The 19,314-nt window shown below is 43.6% G+C and carries 17 protein-coding genes; 10 read left to right on the plus strand and 7 right to left on the minus strand.

The genetic code is table 11. From position 1 onward, the window contains the following. Positions 1–7: 7 nt before the first annotated feature. On the minus strand, positions 8–1,258 hold the full coding sequence (gene rhlB, locus C8D97_RS15395; RefSeq protein ID WP_109764691.1) for an ATP-dependent RNA helicase RhlB: 1,251 nt from the start codon (positions 1,256–1,258) through the stop codon (positions 8–10). Positions 1,259–1,539: 281 nt separating this feature from the next. Here rhlB and trxA point away from each other — a divergent pair, with 281 nt between their 5' ends. The 4 genes from trxA to C8D97_RS15415 all read left to right on the plus strand — a co-directional run bounded on the left by trxA (position 1,540) and on the right by C8D97_RS15415 (position 5,610). Beyond that, positions 1,540–1,866: a thioredoxin TrxA gene (gene trxA / locus C8D97_RS15400; RefSeq protein WP_109764692.1), complete on the plus strand. Its 327-nt coding sequence runs from the start codon at positions 1,540–1,542 to the stop codon at positions 1,864–1,866. Between the two features lie 234 nt (positions 1,867–2,100). Next, entirely contained in the window at positions 2,101–3,357 is a 1,257-nt protein-coding gene (rho, locus tag C8D97_RS15405) for a transcription termination factor Rho (RefSeq protein ID WP_109764693.1), read from the plus strand. A 58-nt stretch (positions 3,358–3,415) separates the two neighbouring features. After that, positions 3,416–4,885 carry a 4-hydroxy-3-polyprenylbenzoate decarboxylase gene (gene ubiD, locus C8D97_RS15410; RefSeq protein ID WP_109764694.1) on the plus strand — a complete coding sequence of 490 codons (1,470 nt, stop codon included), beginning with the start codon at positions 3,416–3,418 and terminating at the stop codon, positions 4,883–4,885. Positions 4,886–4,887: 2 nt separating this feature from the next. Further along, complete coding sequence (locus tag C8D97_RS15415) at positions 4,888–5,610, plus strand: NAD(P)H-flavin reductase (RefSeq protein ID WP_170115274.1); 723 nt, start codon at positions 4,888–4,890, stop codon at positions 5,608–5,610. Positions 5,611–5,713: 103 nt separating this feature from the next. Here C8D97_RS15415 and C8D97_RS15420 read toward each other — a convergent pair whose 3' ends face one another. The 5 genes from C8D97_RS15420 to ftsY all read right to left on the minus strand — a co-directional run bounded on the left by C8D97_RS15420 (position 5,714) and on the right by ftsY (position 11,061). Continuing rightward, positions 5,714–6,550, minus strand: a complete 837-nt coding sequence (locus C8D97_RS15420; RefSeq protein ID WP_109764696.1) for a substrate-binding periplasmic protein — start codon at positions 6,548–6,550, stop codon at positions 5,714–5,716. A gap of 270 nt (positions 6,551–6,820) precedes the next feature. Then, positions 6,821–7,681 carry an RNA polymerase sigma factor RpoH gene (gene rpoH / locus C8D97_RS15425; RefSeq protein WP_109764697.1) on the minus strand — a complete coding sequence of 287 codons (861 nt, stop codon included), beginning with the start codon at positions 7,679–7,681 and terminating at the stop codon, positions 6,821–6,823. Positions 7,682–8,022: 341 nt separating this feature from the next. Further along, positions 8,023–9,006: a permease-like cell division protein FtsX gene (gene ftsX / locus C8D97_RS15430; protein ID WP_109764698.1), complete on the minus strand. Its 984-nt coding sequence runs from the start codon at positions 9,004–9,006 to the stop codon at positions 8,023–8,025. Continuing rightward, complete coding sequence (ftsE, locus tag C8D97_RS15435) at positions 9,003–9,683, minus strand: cell division ATP-binding protein FtsE (RefSeq protein ID WP_109764699.1); 681 nt, start codon at positions 9,681–9,683, stop codon at positions 9,003–9,005. The genes ftsX and ftsE overlap by 4 nt, the downstream gene beginning before the upstream one ends. Positions 9,684–9,825: 142 nt before the next feature. Next, the gene (ftsY, locus tag C8D97_RS15440) at positions 9,826–11,061 is read right to left on the minus strand and encodes a signal recognition particle-docking protein FtsY (RefSeq protein ID WP_109764700.1); all 1,236 of its coding nucleotides are present in this window, start codon (positions 11,059–11,061) and stop codon (positions 9,826–9,828) included. Positions 11,062–11,213: 152 nt separating this feature from the next. Here ftsY and rsmD point away from each other — a divergent pair, with 152 nt between their 5' ends. The 6 genes from rsmD to C8D97_RS15470 all read left to right on the plus strand — a co-directional run bounded on the left by rsmD (position 11,214) and on the right by C8D97_RS15470 (position 18,222). Then, the gene (gene rsmD / locus C8D97_RS15445) at positions 11,214–11,813 is read left to right on the plus strand and encodes a 16S rRNA (guanine(966)-N(2))-methyltransferase RsmD (protein ID WP_109764701.1); all 600 of its coding nucleotides are present in this window, start codon (positions 11,214–11,216) and stop codon (positions 11,811–11,813) included. A gap of 96 nt (positions 11,814–11,909) precedes the next feature. Then, the gene (locus C8D97_RS15450) at positions 11,910–13,775 is read left to right on the plus strand and encodes an ABC transporter ATP-binding protein (protein ID WP_109764702.1); all 1,866 of its coding nucleotides are present in this window, start codon (positions 11,910–11,912) and stop codon (positions 13,773–13,775) included. A 229-nt stretch (positions 13,776–14,004) separates the two neighbouring features. After that, positions 14,005–14,622, plus strand: a complete 618-nt coding sequence (locus C8D97_RS15455; RefSeq protein ID WP_210204969.1) for a methylamine utilization protein — start codon at positions 14,005–14,007, stop codon at positions 14,620–14,622. Further along, positions 14,600–16,909: a bifunctional diguanylate cyclase/phosphodiesterase gene (locus C8D97_RS15460; protein ID WP_109764704.1), complete on the plus strand. Its 2,310-nt coding sequence runs from the start codon at positions 14,600–14,602 to the stop codon at positions 16,907–16,909. The genes C8D97_RS15455 and C8D97_RS15460 overlap by 23 nt, the downstream gene beginning before the upstream one ends. Further along, positions 16,872–17,741: a DUF3034 family protein gene (locus C8D97_RS15465; RefSeq protein WP_210204970.1), complete on the plus strand. Its 870-nt coding sequence runs from the start codon at positions 16,872–16,874 to the stop codon at positions 17,739–17,741. Before C8D97_RS15460 ends, C8D97_RS15465 begins: the two co-directional genes overlap by 38 nt. Before the next feature lie 49 nt (positions 17,742–17,790). Then, complete coding sequence (locus C8D97_RS15470; protein WP_109764706.1) at positions 17,791–18,222, plus strand: group I truncated hemoglobin; 432 nt, start codon at positions 17,791–17,793, stop codon at positions 18,220–18,222. A 29-nt stretch (positions 18,223–18,251) separates the two neighbouring features. On the opposite strand, the gene C8D97_RS15475 is transcribed toward C8D97_RS15470, so the two are convergent. After that, the gene (locus tag C8D97_RS15475; protein ID WP_109764707.1) at positions 18,252–19,079 is read right to left on the minus strand and encodes a class I SAM-dependent methyltransferase; all 828 of its coding nucleotides are present in this window, start codon (positions 19,077–19,079) and stop codon (positions 18,252–18,254) included. Positions 19,080–19,314 lie beyond the last annotated feature (235 nt).

Genomic DNA, 19,314 nt, shown 5'->3' on the forward strand with positions numbered 1-19,314 from the left:
CCGGTGATTAATGTTTGCGTTGCTGACCTTTTGGCGGACGCTTATTTGGACGACCGCGTGAAGGACGCGTTTTTCGAAACGGTTTAACGGCAGCTAATAAGTCGGCACTGATTTCTTGTTTCGGTATGCTGTGCTCTATGTATTGTTCAATGGCTGGCAGTGAAAAAGCACTGTCTTCACAGGCAAACGAAATGGCATCGCCATCGGCACCGGCACGGGCGGTACGGCCTATTCTATGAACATAATCTTCGGCATCATCGGGTAAATCGTAATTGAACACATGAGATACATTATCAATGTGTAACCCTCGTGCTGCGACATCCGTTGCGATCAGAGCTGGCAGCTCGTCGGATTTAAACTTTTCGAGCAGACTCATGCGCTTTTTCTGTGGCACATCGCCGGTTAACAAGCCAACTTTCCAGTCATTGGCGCGAAGCATTGAGTAGATGGTTTCAGCGTCGCGTTTGGTGTTAACAAAAATCATCGACTTTTCTGGCTGGTGCTTGTTCATAAGCCCTAATAACAGAGACAGTTTATCGAAATTGCTGGGATAATAGAGTACTTCTCGAACTTTTTTGGCGGTGACTTGCTCAGGTTCTACCTGTACATGTTCTGGGCTGTTCATATGTTCGTAAGCCAGCTCTTGCACCCGGTGAGACAAGGTGGCTGAAAACAGCATATTAAGTCGCTCAGTTGGTGCAGGCATTCGGCGCAATAAATAACGTATGTCGGCGATAAAACCAAGATCAAACATTCGATCGGCTTCGTCCAGTACAACCACATCAATAGCATCGAGTTTGTAAATGCCCTGCTTGTAATAATCAATCAGGCGACCGGTTGTGCCGATCAACACATCAATACCCTGAGTAAGCATTTGCCGCTGTTCGTCATATCCGGTACCACCATAAACGGCACCAACCTTTAGATCGGTAAATTGAACCAGATGTTTTGCGTCTTCCAGTATTTGCACCACCAGTTCCCGAGTTGGCGCCATAATCAATACACGGGGCTCATTCTGCAATCGGTTAGGATCGGCCGGTAACGTTAATAATTCATCCAGCGCAGCTAGCAAAAACGCAATGGTTTTGCCTGTGCCCGTTTGTGCCTGTCCGGCTACGTCCTGACCTTTTAAAGAAAGCGGTAGACTGAGCTTTTGAATGGGGGTGCAATGGGTAAAGTTTATGGCGTGAAGTGCTTTAACCAGTCTGGGATCAAGACCCATATGCGCGAAGGGTGTATCGGTAAGATGTTTTGCCATATATGTTTTCTTGGGGTTTCCTGTGAAGAACTCTTAGTGTAATTTATTAGAGTACTATATTTTATCATTATAAAATCAAGTGCTTATCTCATAAGAGATGCGCGAGTTAGGCGCTTAAAGCGCTGTGTGTGGAGTCAGTTTAATCGGGATCGCCACATTTGCAAACCGATTGTTTTGATATCTGCCTTGAAATTTGTCAAACTGAACCCCACAAATACAGCTTCTTGCTACCCACAGCACAGCTACATTATTAAGTTGAATTTTACAGGAGATACCTGCAAATGAGTGACCAAATTGTCCATCTAACCGACGACAGTTTTGAATCTGAAGTATTGCAATCGGATGTTCCGGTTTTAGTGGATTACTGGGCTGAGTGGTGTGGTCCCTGCCGAATGATTGCCCCTATTCTTGATGATATTGCCAGTGAGTATGATGGCAAAGTCAAGGTGGCTAAATTAAATATTGATGAAAACAGCGCGACACCCCCTAAGTATGGTATTCGTGGCATTCCAACGCTGATGTTATTTAAAAATGGCGCAGCCGAAGCGACTCAGGTTGGTGCTGTTAATAAGTCTCAGCTAGTGGCTTTTTTAGATTCTAATATCTAGTTTTACCCGACCTTGGTGATAAGGAATTATCGCCAAGGTATTTTCGAGTGCTGGACACTTCTTATTTTTAATGCTAAGTTTCGTTTAGCTTTCCTGTGGGGCCCACCCAGCTACAACGATTTTCCAGGCAAAAGCATTCACCTTAAACCGTTTTTGAATCGCTTATTACAGTCAAAATGTGTGTTCTGAAATAAGCAGCAATCTAACAAACAACAATCATTCGAATACCCAATCATGAATTTAACGGAACTTAAACAGAAATCAGCGTCAGCGCTTGCTGACCTTGCGACGAGCATGGGCATTGACAACATGGCTCGTAACCGCAAACAAGATATCATTTTTTCAATACTTAAAGCCCACGCAAAGTCGGGTGAAGACATCTTTGGTGATGGCGTATTGGAAATATTACCTGATGGATTTGGCTTTTTAAGAAGTGCTGACTCATCTTATCTGGCAGGTCCAGATGACATCTATGTTTCACCCAGTCAGATTCGCCGTTTCAGTTTACGAACGGGCGATACCATAGCCGGAAAAATCCGCCCACCCAAAGACGGTGAGCGTTACTTCGCTTTGTTAAAAGTGAATAAAATTAATTACGACAGCCCAGAAAATGCCCGCAACAAAATATTATTTGAAAACCTGACGCCACTGCATCCTGATGATCGCATGCGTATGGAGCGAGGCAATGGCAGTAGTGAAGACATCACTGCTCGTGTTATTGATTTAGCTGCACCAATTGGTAAAGGTCAGCGTGCGTTAGTGGTTTCACCGCCAAAAGCCGGTAAAACCATGATGATGCAAAATATTGCGCAGTCGATAACCGCAAAAAATCCGGATTGTACGCTGATTGTTTTATTGATTGATGAGCGCCCGGAAGAAGTTACCGAAATGCAACGTTCTGTTCGTGGTGAAGTGATCGCATCAACCTTTGATGAGCCTGCCAGTCGTCACGTTCAAGTGGCCGAAATGGTTATCGAAAAAGCCAAACGACTGGTTGAACATAAAAAAGATGTGGTGATTTTGCTCGACTCCATCACCCGACTGGCGCGTGCCTACAACACGGTTATTCCATCATCGGGTAAAGTATTAACCGGTGGTGTTGATGCTAACGCCCTGCAACGTCCGAAACGATTTTTTGGTGCCGCCAGAAACATTGAAGAAGGTGGCAGTTTAACCATTATTGCAACCGCACTGATTGATACTGGTTCGAAAATGGACGAAGTAATTTACGAAGAGTTTAAAGGTACCGGTAATATGGAACTGCATCTTGATCGTAAAATCGCTGAAAAACGTGTTTTCCCTGCGATCAATATTAATCGCTCCGGCACTCGTAAAGAAGATTTATTAACCTCTCCTGATGAACTGCAAAAAATGTGGATCTTGCGAAAAATTGTTCACCCGATGCAGGAAATTGAGGCCATGGAGTTTTTGGTCGACAAGCTGGCTCTGACCAAAACCAATGATGAGTTCTTTGAGTCCATGAAGCGCTAAATGCGCTCCATGGCGCTTGTCACTGTAATGTGTCAGGCGGCGCTGCATTGAGAGTGTTATGCAATATCGTGATTTAAGAGATTTTATTCAGCAACTGGAAGCTTTGGGCGAATTAAAGCGAATTTCTGAGCCTGTGGATCCCAATCTTGAAATGACGGAGATCGCCGATCGTACCTTGCGTGCTGGCGGTCCAGCCTTATTATTTGAAAATCCTGTTGGCAGTGAAATGCCGGTGCTTGCAAACTTGTTTGGTACCACTCGGCGCGTTGCATTGGGAATGGGTCAGGAAGATATTTCGGCACTAAAAGACGTTGGCGAGTTACTGGCTTTTTTAAAACAGCCGGAACCACCCAAAGGCATTAAAGAAGCCTGGTCTCAATTGCCGATATTCAAGCAAGTGCTGAATATGGCACCCAAGGTTGTGAAAAAAGCACCCTGTCAGGCGATTGTCTGGGAAGGTGATGATATTGATCTGTCCAAAATTCCGGTGCAAACCTGCTGGCCAGGTGATGCGGGCCCTTTAATAACCTGGGGCCTGGTGATCACTCGAGGGCCGGATAAAGAACGGCAAAATCTTGGCATTTATCGGCAACAGGTGATCGCTAAAAATAAAGTGATTATGCGCTGGTTATCCCATCGTGGTGGTGCGCTGGACTTTCAGGAGTGGCAACAACGACACCCAGGTGAACCATTTCCGGTATCGGTTGCATTGGGCGCTGATCCGGCAACCATTCTGGGCGCTGTAACGCCAGTTCCGGACAATTTGAGTGAGTACGCCTTCGCCGGTTTATTGCGCGGTAAAAAAACCGAACTGATCAAGTCTCTGGGCAATGATTTACAAGTGCCAGCATCCGCTGAAATTGTTTTAGAAGGAGTGATCCATCCGGGTGAAACAGCCCCTGAAGGGCCGTTTGGGGATCACACTGGCTATTACAACGAGGTTGATGAGTTTCCGGTGTTTACCATAGAGCGCATGACCATGCGTGAAAAACCAATTTACCACAGTACATATACAGGTCGTCCTCCCGATGAACCGGCTATTTTGGGTGTTGCTTTGAATGAAGTATTTGTGCCCATTTTAAAACGTCAGTTTCCGGAAATAGTTGATTTTTATCTACCACCGGAAGGCTGTTCCTATCGTATGGCCGTTGTGACCATGAAAAAACAGTACCCGGGTCATGCCAAACGTGTAATGCTTGGTGTGTGGTCGTTTTTACGGCAGTTTATGTACACCAAATTTGTTATTGTGACCGACGATGACGTTAATGCGCGCGACTGGCAAGATGTGATCTGGGCATTAACCACTCGAGTCGATCCAACCAGGGACACCACACTGATTGATAATACACCTATCGATTATCTGGATTTTGCATCGCCTGTGTCTGGGCTTGGCTCCAAAATGGGGATCGATGCTACCAATAAATGGCCGGGTGAAACAGATCGTGAGTGGGGTGAAGTCATCACTATGAGTGACGAAGTCAAACAGCGAGTCGATCAGCTGTGGGACAAATTAAAAATAATGGAGTGATCGTGCAAGAGATATTCTGTCAGGTAGATGATATTCAGTTATTGGGTAACGATGTTTATCAGGTAAAGCTGGTGTCGGATGAGCTAACTCGGCTGCCCTATTCCGCAGGTCAGTATTTAACGTTACAGGCCGATGGTGGCCGCTGGATCCCTTTTTCAATTGGCAATGCGCCGGAAGAAACCTCTCATCTGGAACTGCATATTAAATTGATACCGGGGCATGAACTGGCCGAACTGATCGTTGATCAACTTAAATCCACAAAGCAAGCCCATATACAGATCCCGATGGGTGAATGTGTGCTGCGAGATGGCCCTCGACCGGTGGTTTGTATTGTTGGTGGCACCGGATTTTCGCCAATAAAAGCCATGCTTGAATCGGCTTTTGCACAGCAGGATCCACGAGAGTTTTATCTGTACTGGGGCGCAGCCGTTACCAGTGATTTTTATCTGGATGAGTTACCAAGTCAGTGGCAACGTCAATATACAAACTTTAATTATGTACCAGTGTTATCCGGTGACGATGCGCAGTGGCAAGGCGAACGAGGTTTGGTGCATCAAACGGCAATGAGTCAATTGTCCGATCTGGCAAACAAAGACTTTTATATTTCTGGATCAGAAGCCATGGTGATGGCGGTTTACCATGATTTGCTAGGGCAAGGAGTTCCAAAGTCGCAGATTTTTGCCGATATGCTGGATATTAAACGCGAAATGGGTGAAACGGTTTAGCTCAGATGATTTAACTCAGATCAAATAACCTGAGTCAAAAAGTTCAGGATTTATAAAAAAGCACTCAAGTAAATTACTCGAGTGCTTTTAAATCATCTTCTTTTTAAAGCAAATATTTCTTTAAAATGTCCTGATAGGTGCCGTTGGCTTTGATGGTTTCCAGCGCCTTATTAAAACTTGCCACTGTCGTATGATCCACCGATTGCATACTAAACATTAAATGTACATCACCACTGTGAATGGTAATGTCCAGCTGATCAATTTGATCACTTAGGCCTTTACGTTTCAGGTTGTAAGCGCCAACAAAAGGATCCTCCACTACCACATCGACATTGTGTTGCAACAGATTGTAGAAGTTAGCTTCGCCAACCGGTGAGTAAACGAATTGTTTGGCAAAATCGGGGGAGTCCTGCAGATTGGATACCTGATCACCATAAATATAATCGGTGGTTAAACCTATGGTTTTACCAGCGCTGGCGATGCTTTTAATATTGTCAGAAAAGTTATCCTGTTCCCCTGCTCTAACGTACATCACGAAGGATTCTCGACGATAGGGCTCAGAAAACAAGGCGTACTTCTTGCGTTTTTCAGTGATGGACGCACCTGCCACCATATCCACTTCGCCATTTTCAACTTTTTGCAGCAAACTCATCCAGTCATCCTGCACAAAGTTCAAGTCACAGTCGGCTTCTTCAGCCAGTGCGCTAATGATTTCAACATCAAGGCCCGAAACTTTATTACCCGGCATCAGATACATGTAGGGTTCCCAGGGATCCCAGCCCATGGTGATGGAGCATGCGGGCTCTGTTTTCATTGGTTGTTTTTTCGGGACTTCAGTCTGAGCTTCTGTTTCTGCGGTTTGCGCCGGCTTAGACGGCTCATTGCAGGCACTGATGAACAGTGACAGAAACAACAGGCATCCCAGTGAAAGTTTTGACATATGCCCTCCTCGTAGTGGTTTGCTGTTATTCTTATTAGCACTAAAAATAAGCGGTATAGATTAAGTGTAGCCCATACAGATTAAGCCATCGAAATTTTACCGGGATCTTGAAGGTGACAATCGTTCTTTAAGTGAGATATTTGCGTTCATCAAGTGAGATACTTGAAAATACCGTCAGGGCAGTTACGGTAGCCAGAAAAGATACATGCTTGTGGCAGGCATAAAAAAAGCGCCAGAGTCGGCGCTTTTTTAATATTGATGGATCGATTACTAGGCGAGAATGGAGCCTTTCAGTTTTTTAATGGCGTTTTTCTCTAACTGACGAACACGTTCGGCAGAAACATTGTAGTGATCGGCCAGTTCTTGCAATGTGGATTTATTTTCACTTAACCAGCGTTTTTGCAAGATGTCCTGACTGCGCTCATCCAGTTGTTGCATAGCGTTCACCAGTTTTGCTTCATGGTGACTCTGCCAGTCATTCTTTTCATAAGTGTCAGCGGGATCAGCGGAGCTGTCTTCTAAAAACTGTGACGGTGAAAAGCTGCTGCTGTCATCGTCATCGCCAGCAGGCGCATCAAATGCCATATCTCTCGCATTAAGACGGCCTTCCATACGACGCACTTCGGTTTCACTGACACCAAGATCTTTGGCAACCGCCGAAACTTCATCGTTATTAAACCAGCCGAGACGTTTTTTAGAGCCACGCAAATTAAAGAACAGTTTGCGCTGTGCTTTTGTGGTGGCGACTTTAACGATGCGCCAGTTACGTAAAACAAATTCGTGAATTTCGGCTTTTATCCAATGTACGGCAAAAGATATTAATCGAACGCCGACTTCCGGATCGAATCGCTTAACGGCTTTCATCAGGCCAACATTGCCTTCCTGAATTAAATCGGCCTGTTGCAGACCATAGCCGTTGTAGCTGCGAGCAATATGAACGACAAAACGTAAATGAGACAAAATAAGCTGGCGAACCGCTTCCAGATCATCATTATCACGGAATCGTCGGGCCAGTTCTCTTTCGTCTTCTGCGCTCAATACCGGAACCGCGTTTACCGCGTGAACGTAGGCCTCAATACTGCCTTGTGGTACTGATAAAGCAAGATTTTGTGTCGAAAGCTGAGTGTTCATAGTTCTCCTAAACCTCTGACATAACTTACATGCCAAGTTGTTGACCGGTTATATTAGCACCCTTATTTAACGATTGCTAATACTTAACCGCCAATACTATAGAGTGTTTACTGGGGAAAAAGTTTCACCCAATCAATGATATGTAAGCACCTGATCTAGGGGTAAAAAATACTTTTTCAAGTGAGTGATCACAAACCGTTACAATTGCAGTTTTATGAGCTAATAAGTACTCACTGTAGATTCAATATAACGGTTAATCCTAATAAGAATAATAATTCGTAAAAGGACGCTGACGAGTTATAAAAAATAGTCAAGTTTGCTTTCTGTTAAAGATGATATTTTTAGGTGGGCTCAATATCTCGAATATGGCGGCCAACCGACAGCCAGGAACCAAGAAAACCCAGCGACGTTGCTATGGCAATCAGCTGTAAGGCTTCGAGAAAAGCCAGGCCAGACAGTTGAAACTGGCTGTCGTAGAGGCCTGCCAGATTTCGCACCGGATCCTTAAGCCAGAAGACACTGCTATTCACCAGTATCCAGCTAAGTGCGCCAGCAAAAATACCGTACCAGAGGCCGCTGTACAGAAATGGACGACGAATAAAAGCATCTGTCGCGCCGACCAGTTTAATGATTTGAATTTCTTCCCGGCGGTTCTGAATTGCCAGCCGGATGGTATTGCCAACAATGAGTAACACCGCCAGGCCGAGTAACAGTCCAAGTGCCGAAACTGCACGCTCGGCGATGGCCATCATACTGTATAGCTTGCGTACCCATTGTAAGTCGAGCTGAGCCAGTTCAACTTCTGGTAAAGCTTCGAGTTCAGCAAGTAACGCTTGAGAAGCTTGTGGCGAACTGTGAGATTCCGTTGGTGTAATAACCAGTGTATCGGGTAATGGATTGTCTTCAAGATAGGATAACGCATCACCAAAGCCTGACAGCTCTTTAAACTCTTTCAGCCCGGCTTCACGCGAAATATAACTGACTTCGGCGATTTTTTCGGACTTCTCAAGCTGGCCTTTAAGGCTGATAACCTGTTGTGACGAGATATTGCTTTCGATAAATAATGAAATCTGTGTCGCGTTATCCCAGCCACTGGAAACATTTTGGGCATTCTTTAAAAACACATGAAATCCAGCAGGTAACGCCAGAGCTATGGCAAGTACCGCAATGGTCATAAAACTGGAAAAAGGTGCGCGAAAAATTTCGTGCAGGCCTTTGCGGCATTCGACGCCGTGCTGCCTTAAGCCCATTTTAAGGCGCGATAAAAAAGTGCTGCCGGTTGAGACTCTGGCGCCTTTTAATCCTGATGCATCAGGCTGACTCATGACTGGCCTCCTGCCTGTAGCTCATCGTGGATCATTTGACCGTCTTTTAAAGACATCACCCGGTGTGGCAGTCGGGCAATCAGACCCAAATCATGGGAAGCAATTAGAACGCTGACACCAACCTGATTAAACGATTCAAACAGCGACATGATTTCTGCCGAGAGTTCAGGATCGAGATTACCGGTAGGTTCATCGGCCAATAATAATGGCGGTTTGTTGACAACGGCACGGGCAATGCCGACCCGTTGCTGCTCACCGCCGGATAACATGATCGGGTAAAGTTTTTCTTTCGAGAGCAATCCAACTTTATCCAGTGCTGCTCGCACGCGGCGACCTATTTCTTTGTGTGGATAACCGGCAATGATCAATGGCAGTGCAACGTTATCGAATACGGTTCGATCAAACAGCAGGCGGTGATCCTGAAATATCATACCGATATTGCGTCGGATAAATGGAATTTTTCGACGACTGGCACGACCGACATTGCGACTGTCGATGATCACCTGACCGGCGGTTGGCTTTTCCATAACGCAGATAAGTTTCAGTAAGGTACTTTTTCCAGCGCCTGAGTGTCCGGTTAAAAATGACATTTCACCATTGCCAAGATTGAAGCTGACATTGCGCAAAGCTTCATGGCCATTGGGGTATCGCTTGGACACTTCGTTAAACTGGATCATCTGTTTTTATAACCGTTGAATGATTAAGCCTGATTATTCCTGGTTTCAAGTATTAAATGCCTTGATATGTCTTTAACACAGTAACTGTTTTTAATACCGTATCTATCTTTAATCTGTAGCGGTGCTGAGTAAAACATCGCTGCTATTGATCAAATAATGCGTCAATAAATTCATTTGCATCGAATGGACGTAAATCTTCCAGCGACTCACCCACACCAATAAACCGGATTGCAATGTTCATCTTTTTAGCTAAGGCAAAGACTACACCACCTTTGGCGGTACCGTCGAGTTTGGTCAGGGTGATACCGGATAAGCCCACTGCTTTATGAAATTGTTCTGCCTGATTCAGTGCATTCTGTCCAGTGCCGGCATCAACCACTAACATGACTTCGTGCGGTGCGCTACCATCCAGCTTCGCCATAACCCGTTTCACTTTAGTCAGCTCTTCCATCAGATTGTCTTTGGTGTGAAGCCGGCCAGCGGTATCGGCGATCAGCACATCAACGGATTTTGACTGGGCCGATTGCAGAGCGTCGTAAATAACCGACGCCGAGTCGGCACCTTCATGTTGTGCCACCACCGGAATACTATTGCGTTGCCCCCAAACTTGCAGTTGCTCAACGGCAGCCGCACGAAACGTATCGCCCGCGGCCAGCATTACAGAAAGACCCTGTTCTTTCAGTTGTTTGGCAAGTTTACCAATGGTGGTGGTTTTACCAACGCCATTAACGCCCACCATTAAAATTACAAAAGGCTGGTGGGTGCTGGTGTCGATGGTGAGCGGCTGTGCCACTGGCTCTACCATTTCTGCTAGCAATTCTCGCAGCCGTGCCATTAATGCATCGGGATCTTTTAATTGCTTACGGGCAGAGCGTTCGGTTAAATCTTTAATGATCACTGCGGTGGCGTCATAGCCCACATCCGCCATCAATAACTGGGTTTCAATGTCTTCGAGTAAATCATCATCGATGACCTTTTTACCCAGTACCAGACTGCCGAGTCCGTCAGAAAAATTTGATCGTGTTTTACTTAAACTGGATTTTAGCCGTGAGAAAAAGCCGGGCTTATTCTGTGTTTCAGGTTGCATTTGCGCTGCATCTGGATCATCGGTGATAACACCCGGTTCGGCAGTGGCTGGCTGTTCGGTTAATTCGTCAGAAGATAAATCATCAGCCTGGGTATCATGAAGGCTTGTTTCATTGGCTTGTTTGATTTCTGTTGTATCTACTGCCTGATCCGTTTCGCTGTGGCTTGACGGTTCAACAGAGTCATCGGGGCTATCGTTAGCAGGCTGATTTTCTGGCTTACGATCTTTTTTAAACCAGCCAAACAGGCCGCCGGATTTTTTCTTTGTGTTAGAATGCTCGTTTTCTGACATAACTGTATTGTATCGTTAATAAATCGGTGAAAGCTTACCCATGAAAACCGATGATAGGTTTATCATGGCTTAACTGTTGAGGCCGTTACCGAGGTTGACAATTGGGCGATATCCTACCATTTCCCGTTAAAAAGCCATAGCGAGTTCGTCGTATGATCCATCAAACCAAACGTAAACCCAGTCGCGGTTCAAAAACCGGCCACGTTCGAATTATTGGTGGTCGCTGGAAAGGGCGTCGATTAAAGTTTACTGAAGTGGCCGGTTTACGGCCCACTCTTGATCGGGTGCGCGAAACACTTTTTAACTGGTTGATGTACGACATTAATGAATCACGCTGTCTGGATCTGTTTGCGGGCAGTGCTGCGCTTGGCATTGAAGCCTTGTCACGGGGCGCCAGTGAAGTGGTATTTGTTGAAAAGAATAAAAAAGCAGCGGATCACATTCACGCCAATCTTAGAGAGTTACAGTTCTCCAATTACAAGGTGTTTAATACCAGTGCGGAAGTGGTGTTTAAAAAGAATGAAAACCCTTACGACATCATTTTTGTTGATCCACCGTTTTTTCAATCCTATCTTACGTCGACGCTTAAATCGCTCAATCAGCCAACTTTCGTAAAGCCGGGTAGTCTGGTTTATGTAGAACACGAGCGCCATTCCGATGACATAGAGTTTCCTGAAAACTGGCAAGTCGTAAAACAAAAACAGGTGGGCGGACTGGTGTTTTATCTGTTTCGGGTTGAAGCGTCCAGTTAACCCAATTGCTATTGCTGCGGCACACTGAGTACAGATGTTAGTGTGACAAAATTAATGATCAATCACCGTTAATTATTTTTTATTAAAGAGATTATTATGTTTCGTTTTTTTGAAAAGCTAACCAATGCTTTTCCGGATGACCAGCCAGAACAGCCACCAAAAGGGTTGTGGGCATTTTGTCGATACTACACCCGTGGCATGGAATGGCCGCTTATTATTATGTCGATCACCACGGCGTTAATTGCCGTACTGGAAGTCTCCTTGTTTGGCTTTGTCGGCACCCTGGTCGATAAAATGGAAGGCTCAACACCGGATCAGTTTATTGCCGAAAACAGTGCAATGTTGCTCTGGATGGGCGGACTTCTGGTGATTGTGTTGCCTTTACTGGCTATGTTGCACTCATTAATTGTTCATCAGTCATTGCTGGGTAATTATCCCATGCGCATTCGCTGGTTGGCGCATAAATATTTACTCGGCCAGAGTATCAGCTTTTTTCAAAATGATTACGCCGGTCGGGTCGCGACCAAAGTGATGCAAACCGCCTTATCCGTGCGTGAAACCGTGATGAAGTTGCTCGATGTATTAATGTATATCACGGTGTATTTCACCAGTGCCCTGATTTTAGTCGCGCAGGCAGACTATCGTTTAACTCTGGTTATTCTGGTGTGGTTTATTATTTATGTTTGCGCACAAATTTATTTTATTCCGCGGCTAAAACAACTGTCAGCAAAGCAGGCCGATGCCCGTTCAACCATGACGGGTCGGGTGGTCGACAGTTACAGCAATATTTCCACAGTAAAATTATTTGCACACACGCAACATGAAGCAAATTACGCCCGTAACAGTATGAAAAGTTTTCTTGATACTGTGTACCGGCAAATGCGTATGGTGACATTACTGGGAATTGTTGTTCAGAGTATGAATTACCTGCTGGTGTTTGCCATTGCAGGAATGTCTATATGGTTGTGGTCTTCGAGTTTAATTACCATAGGCGCAATTACGGTGGCGATCCCAATCGCACTGCGTATGAATGGCATGTCGCAATGGATTATGTGGGAGGTCAGTAGCCTGTTTGAAAATCTGGGAACCGCAACCGATGGTATGAATACCTTGGCGAAACCTCAAACCGTTACCGACGATTCTGCTGCAGTGGACATAGACGTTAACAAAGGTGCCATCGAGTTTGACAAAATTACTTTTCATTACGGTAAAGGCAGCGGTGTTATTGAAGATTTGTCTTTGTCGATTAAGCCAGGTGAAAAGATTGGTCTGGTGGGTCGAAGCGGTGCCGGTAAGTCGACTCTGGTTAATCTGTTGTTGCGGTTTTACGATGTGGAAAGCGGCGCAGTAAAGGTGGATGGGCAAAATATTGCTGAGGTGCAGCAGGAATCGCTTCGGGCGCAAATAGGTATGGTGACGCAGGATACCTCGTTACTGCATCGTTCGGTGCGAGATAATATTCTCTACGGCAATCCAAATGCCAGTGAGCAGCAGTTAATGGACGCCATAAAGCAGGCGGAAGCCGATACCTTTATTAATGACTTGCAAGATCCGGAAGGACGAACCGGTCTCGACGCGCAGGTCGGAGAGCGCGGTGTTAAGTTATCCGGTGGTCAGCGTCAGCGTATTGCCATTGCCCGCGTTCTGTTAAAAGACGCGCCAATTTTAGTATTAGATGAAGCAACTTCGGCACTGGATTCGGAAGTTGAGGCGGCAATTCAGCAGAGTCTGTATCGCCTGATGGAAGGTAAAACGGTGATTGCCATTGCCCACCGACTGTCGACCATTGCCGCCATGGATCGACTCATTGTACTGGATGAAGGACGCATTATTGAGCAGGGAACACATCAGGAGCTGGTGGATAACAATGGTATTTATGCGCAATTATGGGCCCATCAAACCGGTGGTTTTCTGGGGCTTGATACCGATGAAAATGAAGAAGTAGCAATCAATATGCCATAAAGGGATAAACATCGACAGCCTGCAATAACTCATCTTTGAATAAATGCCCGCTTGTTGCCATACTGTTTATGCAAGGCGGTAGTAAGCATGAGTCGACTCAAGTGTCATGGTATCAGAGTTGATGTTTTCTCTAGTGAAATAAAAAGAAAAGAATGGCGACAAGTATATGCATCCTTTTAAGAAGCTATCCAACAGGTTCGCGTCGACCTTTTTGGCCATAGCTTGGTTGTTGAATAGTATAAACGCTGAAGCCATTGAATTGGCGGTGCAGGATCAACATGGTGATCCCTTGCCATATACAGTGATTGAACTGCATGTTGAAGGCGCAGAACCGGCATCTAATTTGTCTGTTGCAATAATGGATCAGGTGGATAAATCATTTTCACCAGAAATACTGGTGATCCAGCAAGGTCAGTATGTTAACTTCCCCAACAGTGACAATATCCGACATCATGTTTATTCTTTTTCGCAGGCCAAAACATTTGAATTAAAACTCTATTCAGGCCAGCCGAAGCAACCGGTTAAATTTAATAACGATGGCATTGCTGTACTAGGCTGTAATATTCATGACTCTATGGTCGGCTATGTCTATATTGCCAGCAGTCCTTATTATGTTGTGACCGATACACAGGGGCGTGCAAAGATCAATTTACCAAAAGGTGTAAAAAGCATTACTGCCTGGCATGCTTTACATCGAACAGGTCCTGAATCACGAATGACACTAAATCATAAAAGTATCGCCAGTAGTGATGACAAACCATTTCCAATCACACTGGTGACAACAAAGCCTGCTCCAAGAAATACCTTCCAGTCGAAGTTTAAAAATGACACTAAAAACAAGCCTTAAAAATCAGGTTGTACTGGTTTGTATTAGTCTGGTTATATTAACCAGCTTAACACTGTTTGTTATTTTCTGGTGGACAGCAACCGATTTTCATCAAAAACAGATTAACAAGCAAATAGACAGTGCAGAAACCGTACTGGTTGAATATTTAAATGCCAAAGAACAGTTGTTGATTACGGCCGCAAAAGTATTAACGGCGGATTTTGGATTTAAGCAGGCCATAGCAACCGGTGATTCGGAAACCATTGGAAGTGTACTGAACAATCATGGCTCTCGAATTAATGCCGATCTGATGATATTAACCGATCGTGATGGTGAGTTAATTTCCAGCAGTGATAAGCGGTTATTATCAACACTAAAAGCGCAAAACAGTTTGAATAGGCTTGAATTAAGTTCAATTGAGTCACAGTTTATTTTAATTGATAACACTCTTTATCAAGTGATTACATTACCAATTAAAGCACCGCGAACCATTGCATACAGTATTATTGGGTTTGAAATAAATGACGCAGTGATTAGTGAATTAAAAAAACTGACTTCATTAGAAATTACATTTTTTGGTCAATCGAATAACATCATCATCAGTACCAATAAAAATATCAGTAATGGAGAGATAACAGAAGCATTTGATAAAAAGACATCGGGGGTTTTATGGTGGCAACGACCAATGTTCAGCAATCGAAAACTTTCTCTGAACCAGGCCGATGGCAATGTAAACGTTTTAATATCAGCCAGCTTGTTATCCGCTTATAGCGAATTTGATCGTTTAATTTTAACTATTTTTGTTCTTTCGTTACTGATACTGCTTCTGGCGATAACGACCAGTGGTTATGTGGCTAAAAATATTACGCACCCATTATATCATTTGGTGAAAATGGCCCAGGCGTTTGCTGGCGGAAATTATTATCGCCAAAAACCTCCGAGACGATCCAGTACGGAGGTTGACAGGCTCTATGAAAGTTTCAGTGAAATGGGTAAAGAGGTTCAGTTACGTGAAGCAGAAGTTTTATATCAGGCTCGCCATGACTTAACCACCGGTTTATACAATCGACATACTCTATTGGAAATTTTGTCAGAAAACCTGGTCAGCGAACGAGAGTATGTTTTTATGGCCATCAATATTCGCGGATTCAGACGGATTAATGACGCGTTAGGCCCAGATATTGGTGACCAATGTTTACATGCCGTAGCGAATCGTTTGCAAGATTATAAACAAAGCAGTTTTTCAATACACGGTCGGCTTGGTGGCGATGAGTTTATGGCGGTTTATTCTGTTGAAGAAAGACAAAATAGTAAAACGATTGTTCGAAATGTGCAGGACTTATTAGCAGAACCCATCATAGTTAAAGATTTGCAACTGAATTTAAATTATAGGATTGGCGTGTGCCTATATCCTGAACATGGACAGGAGTCTAAACAACTATTTCGACGCACAACGATTGCGCTGGATGCGGCAAGTAAAGAACAGCAGTCGGTAAGAATGTATCAGGCTGGTGAAGATGAAGAGCATTTGAAACGACTGGCAATAATAGATGAGTTGAAGCAGGCTTTAAAAAACGACGATGGTCAGTTGTACATTAACTATCAACCAAAATTAAACTTGGAAAAAAATACCGTTGATAAAGTCGAATCGCTGATTCGATGGAAAAAGCTGGATGGAAGTTTTGTATCGCCTGAATTATTTATTGGTCTTGCGGAAAAATCAGGATTAATTATTGAATTGACCCACTGGGTTGTTAAGCAAGTTTTGATGCAACTTCAAAACTGGCGCAATGATGGATTAATGATGACCGCTGCCATTAATGTTTCCGCACAAGACTTAAGCCATTCAGAATTTTTGAGTTTCTTATTGAATCAACTCGATCAATTCGATGTTAATCCTGATCAAATAACGCTTGAGTTAACGGAACGTGACATTATGATCAATGAAGATTTAGTGATAGAGCGATTAACACAATTGAAGAAAATTGGTATTACCATTTCAGTGGATGATTATGGTATTGGTCAGTCGTCTTTAGGAAAGTTAAAACAGCTTCCTGTAGATGAATTAAAAATAGATAAGAGTTTTATACTAAAATTATCAGAATCTGATAAAGATCAAAAAATTGTAAGCTCAACAATTGAGTTAGGCCATAAGCTTGGCTTATCTGTTGTTGCTGAAGGAGTTGAGACAGAGAGCTCATTACAGTTATTACAAACCATGAAATGCAATCACGCTCAAGGTTATTATTTAAGTCGCCCGGTATCATCTAATGAATTTGTCGAATGGTTGCAACAAAGAGATGCTTAAACTTAAACACTTAATACTAGCTTCGTTAATACTTCTGGTTGTTCATACTAATGTTCGTTCAGCCGATGGAAAGTTATTGGCAACACCCGGTGTTTCCCAAGTCGAAGGCTCAGCTGGCGGTGGTATTGTGCCCTGGGCGCAGTTGGCGGGTTATGCCAGTCGCGAACAGATATCTGGCAGTGGTTATTGCAGTAAAGTGAGTGTCGATGACTTTGCCTTAAATGTTTGCGGTGTACAGGCTAACTTTTTTGATCGAGTGGAAGTTTCCTATGCCAAACAAAGCTTTGAAGTTAAACCTCTAAATACCGATCTAAAACAAGACATCGTTGGTGCAAAAGTTAGATTGTACGGTGATCTGGTTTACTCGAAATGGCCTCAGATAAGTGTCGGCATTCAACATAAATCATTAAAAACTGAAACCATAGCTTTTGCATTAGGGGCTAATAAAAAAAGTGACACTGACTTTTATATTGCTTCCAGCAAACTGCATCTTGGTGCTGTTGCTGGCTACAACTGGTTATGGAATGTCAGTTTACGACACACACAAGCCAATCAAATGGGCTTGTTGGGTTTTGGGGGCGAAGGCAAGAATAAGCAATGGTTACTGGAAGCATCAACTGCGGTATTGATGAGTCGCCATATTGCGATTGGTATGGAGTTTCGGGAAAAACCCGATAATTTAAACCTTGGCGAAGATCACTGGCGTGATGTGTTTGTCGCCTGGTTCCCCAATAAATCGGTAAGCGTTACCGCAGCCTGGGTTGATCTTGGCAGTATTGCAGCAATCAATGATCAAACTGGCTGGTATCTGTCGGTTACCGGTTATTTATAATATTTTTTGATGTTTGGCACCCTATGGACAAAAGTTTTTAAGGTAGATAATGAATACTATTAAAATTTTAATCGCTATAGTTTTTTGTACTTTGACTTCTTGCGTCAGTCTATCGACGGATAATAAACAGACTTTGTATCAAGAGCTGGGTGGTGAGACTGGCATTGAAAACATCGTTGATGACTTGATCAATGAAATTGGTAATGATCAGCAAATTTTTCATTATTTTGCCAAAGCCGATATAACGCATTTCAGACAAGGATTAATAGAACATTTTTGCGCGATATCCAATGGACCCTGTGAGTATACCGGCGACAATATGATTGATATTCATACCGGCATGAATGTAAAAGAAACGGACTTTAATCATTTGGTGGACTTATTAATTAACGCGATGGATCAAAATAATGTACCGCATAGTGTACAAAATCAATTACTCGCCAAACTTGTTCCTTTAAGAAAAGATATCATTTACCGATAAGCGTTTATCGGCGGATTGAAAGATTCTTATTAAGTTTCTAACTGCCCATTATTGGTTAAGTACACATCAAATCGATGTTTTTTTGTTGTGATTTGAAATGAAGGTGAACGTTCGGCAATAAATGGTGCTGATGCCGGACGTTTTACAACAACTCTTTCTTCAGCAACCTTACAGGCTATCGTTAAAAGCTCCGCGGCATCCATATCCTCTCCGGCAAGCTGTTTAAATATGCGCATTTCTTTTTTTACCGCGGCAGACTTATTGCGATCCGGAAACATGGGATCCATATAGATTACCTGGGGTTTTTCCGAGTTCTTTTGGCGGTTTAAATCCGTTAAATAATCGGTACTATTGGCGTGAATAAGCTTTAACTGACTAGCAGATAAACCTCGATCACCATTTAGGTATAAGCGATTAATGGCATCGTTTAATAATAAATAGATCACCGGTTGACGCTCTATCGCAAGAACTTTGCAGCCCATGGATGTCAACAATAATGCTTCTCGGCCCATGCCTGCTGTTGTATCGATAACAAAAGGTGTTTTTGCTTTTTTTAATCCGACGGCTTTTGCCAGAGGTTCTTTACGCCCACCACCGTGTTGCCGTCGATAATTGAGTTGTGCTGATTGTAAATCAAAACTGAGTGAAAATGTCTGTTGCTGTAATACGCCTTTTAAAGTGAGTTGTTGATTGTCTTGTTGTAAAAACCATTCTTGTTCACTGGGTGTGTGGTTACCATTTTGCTCAAGGATCAAGTTACTCGATATTTTAGGATGGATACTCTCAGAAAAACTAGCTTCGGAAAGCAAAGAATACAGTGATGGATCGATGATTTTAATCAGGCGCTGTTGCGGCATCTGGGTATCCAGTGAATTATAAGTTCGACTCAAAAATTATTAACACGCTCTAGAGATGGAGTGATTATACGGTGTTGTCAGGATCTGAGAAACGCTAGATTCTACAAATGCTAATAGAGGGTGAGAACACTCAACGACCAGTTTAGTAATTATGATGGTTTAAAATGATGGTGTAAAATGATCGTTGAGAAAGATTCAGTGAAACGGAGTTCACTGAATCAGAGACAAATATAAG

The organism is Pleionea mediterranea, assembly GCF_003148745.1.
GTDB lineage: Bacteria > Pseudomonadota > Gammaproteobacteria > Enterobacterales > Kangiellaceae > Pleionea > Pleionea mediterranea.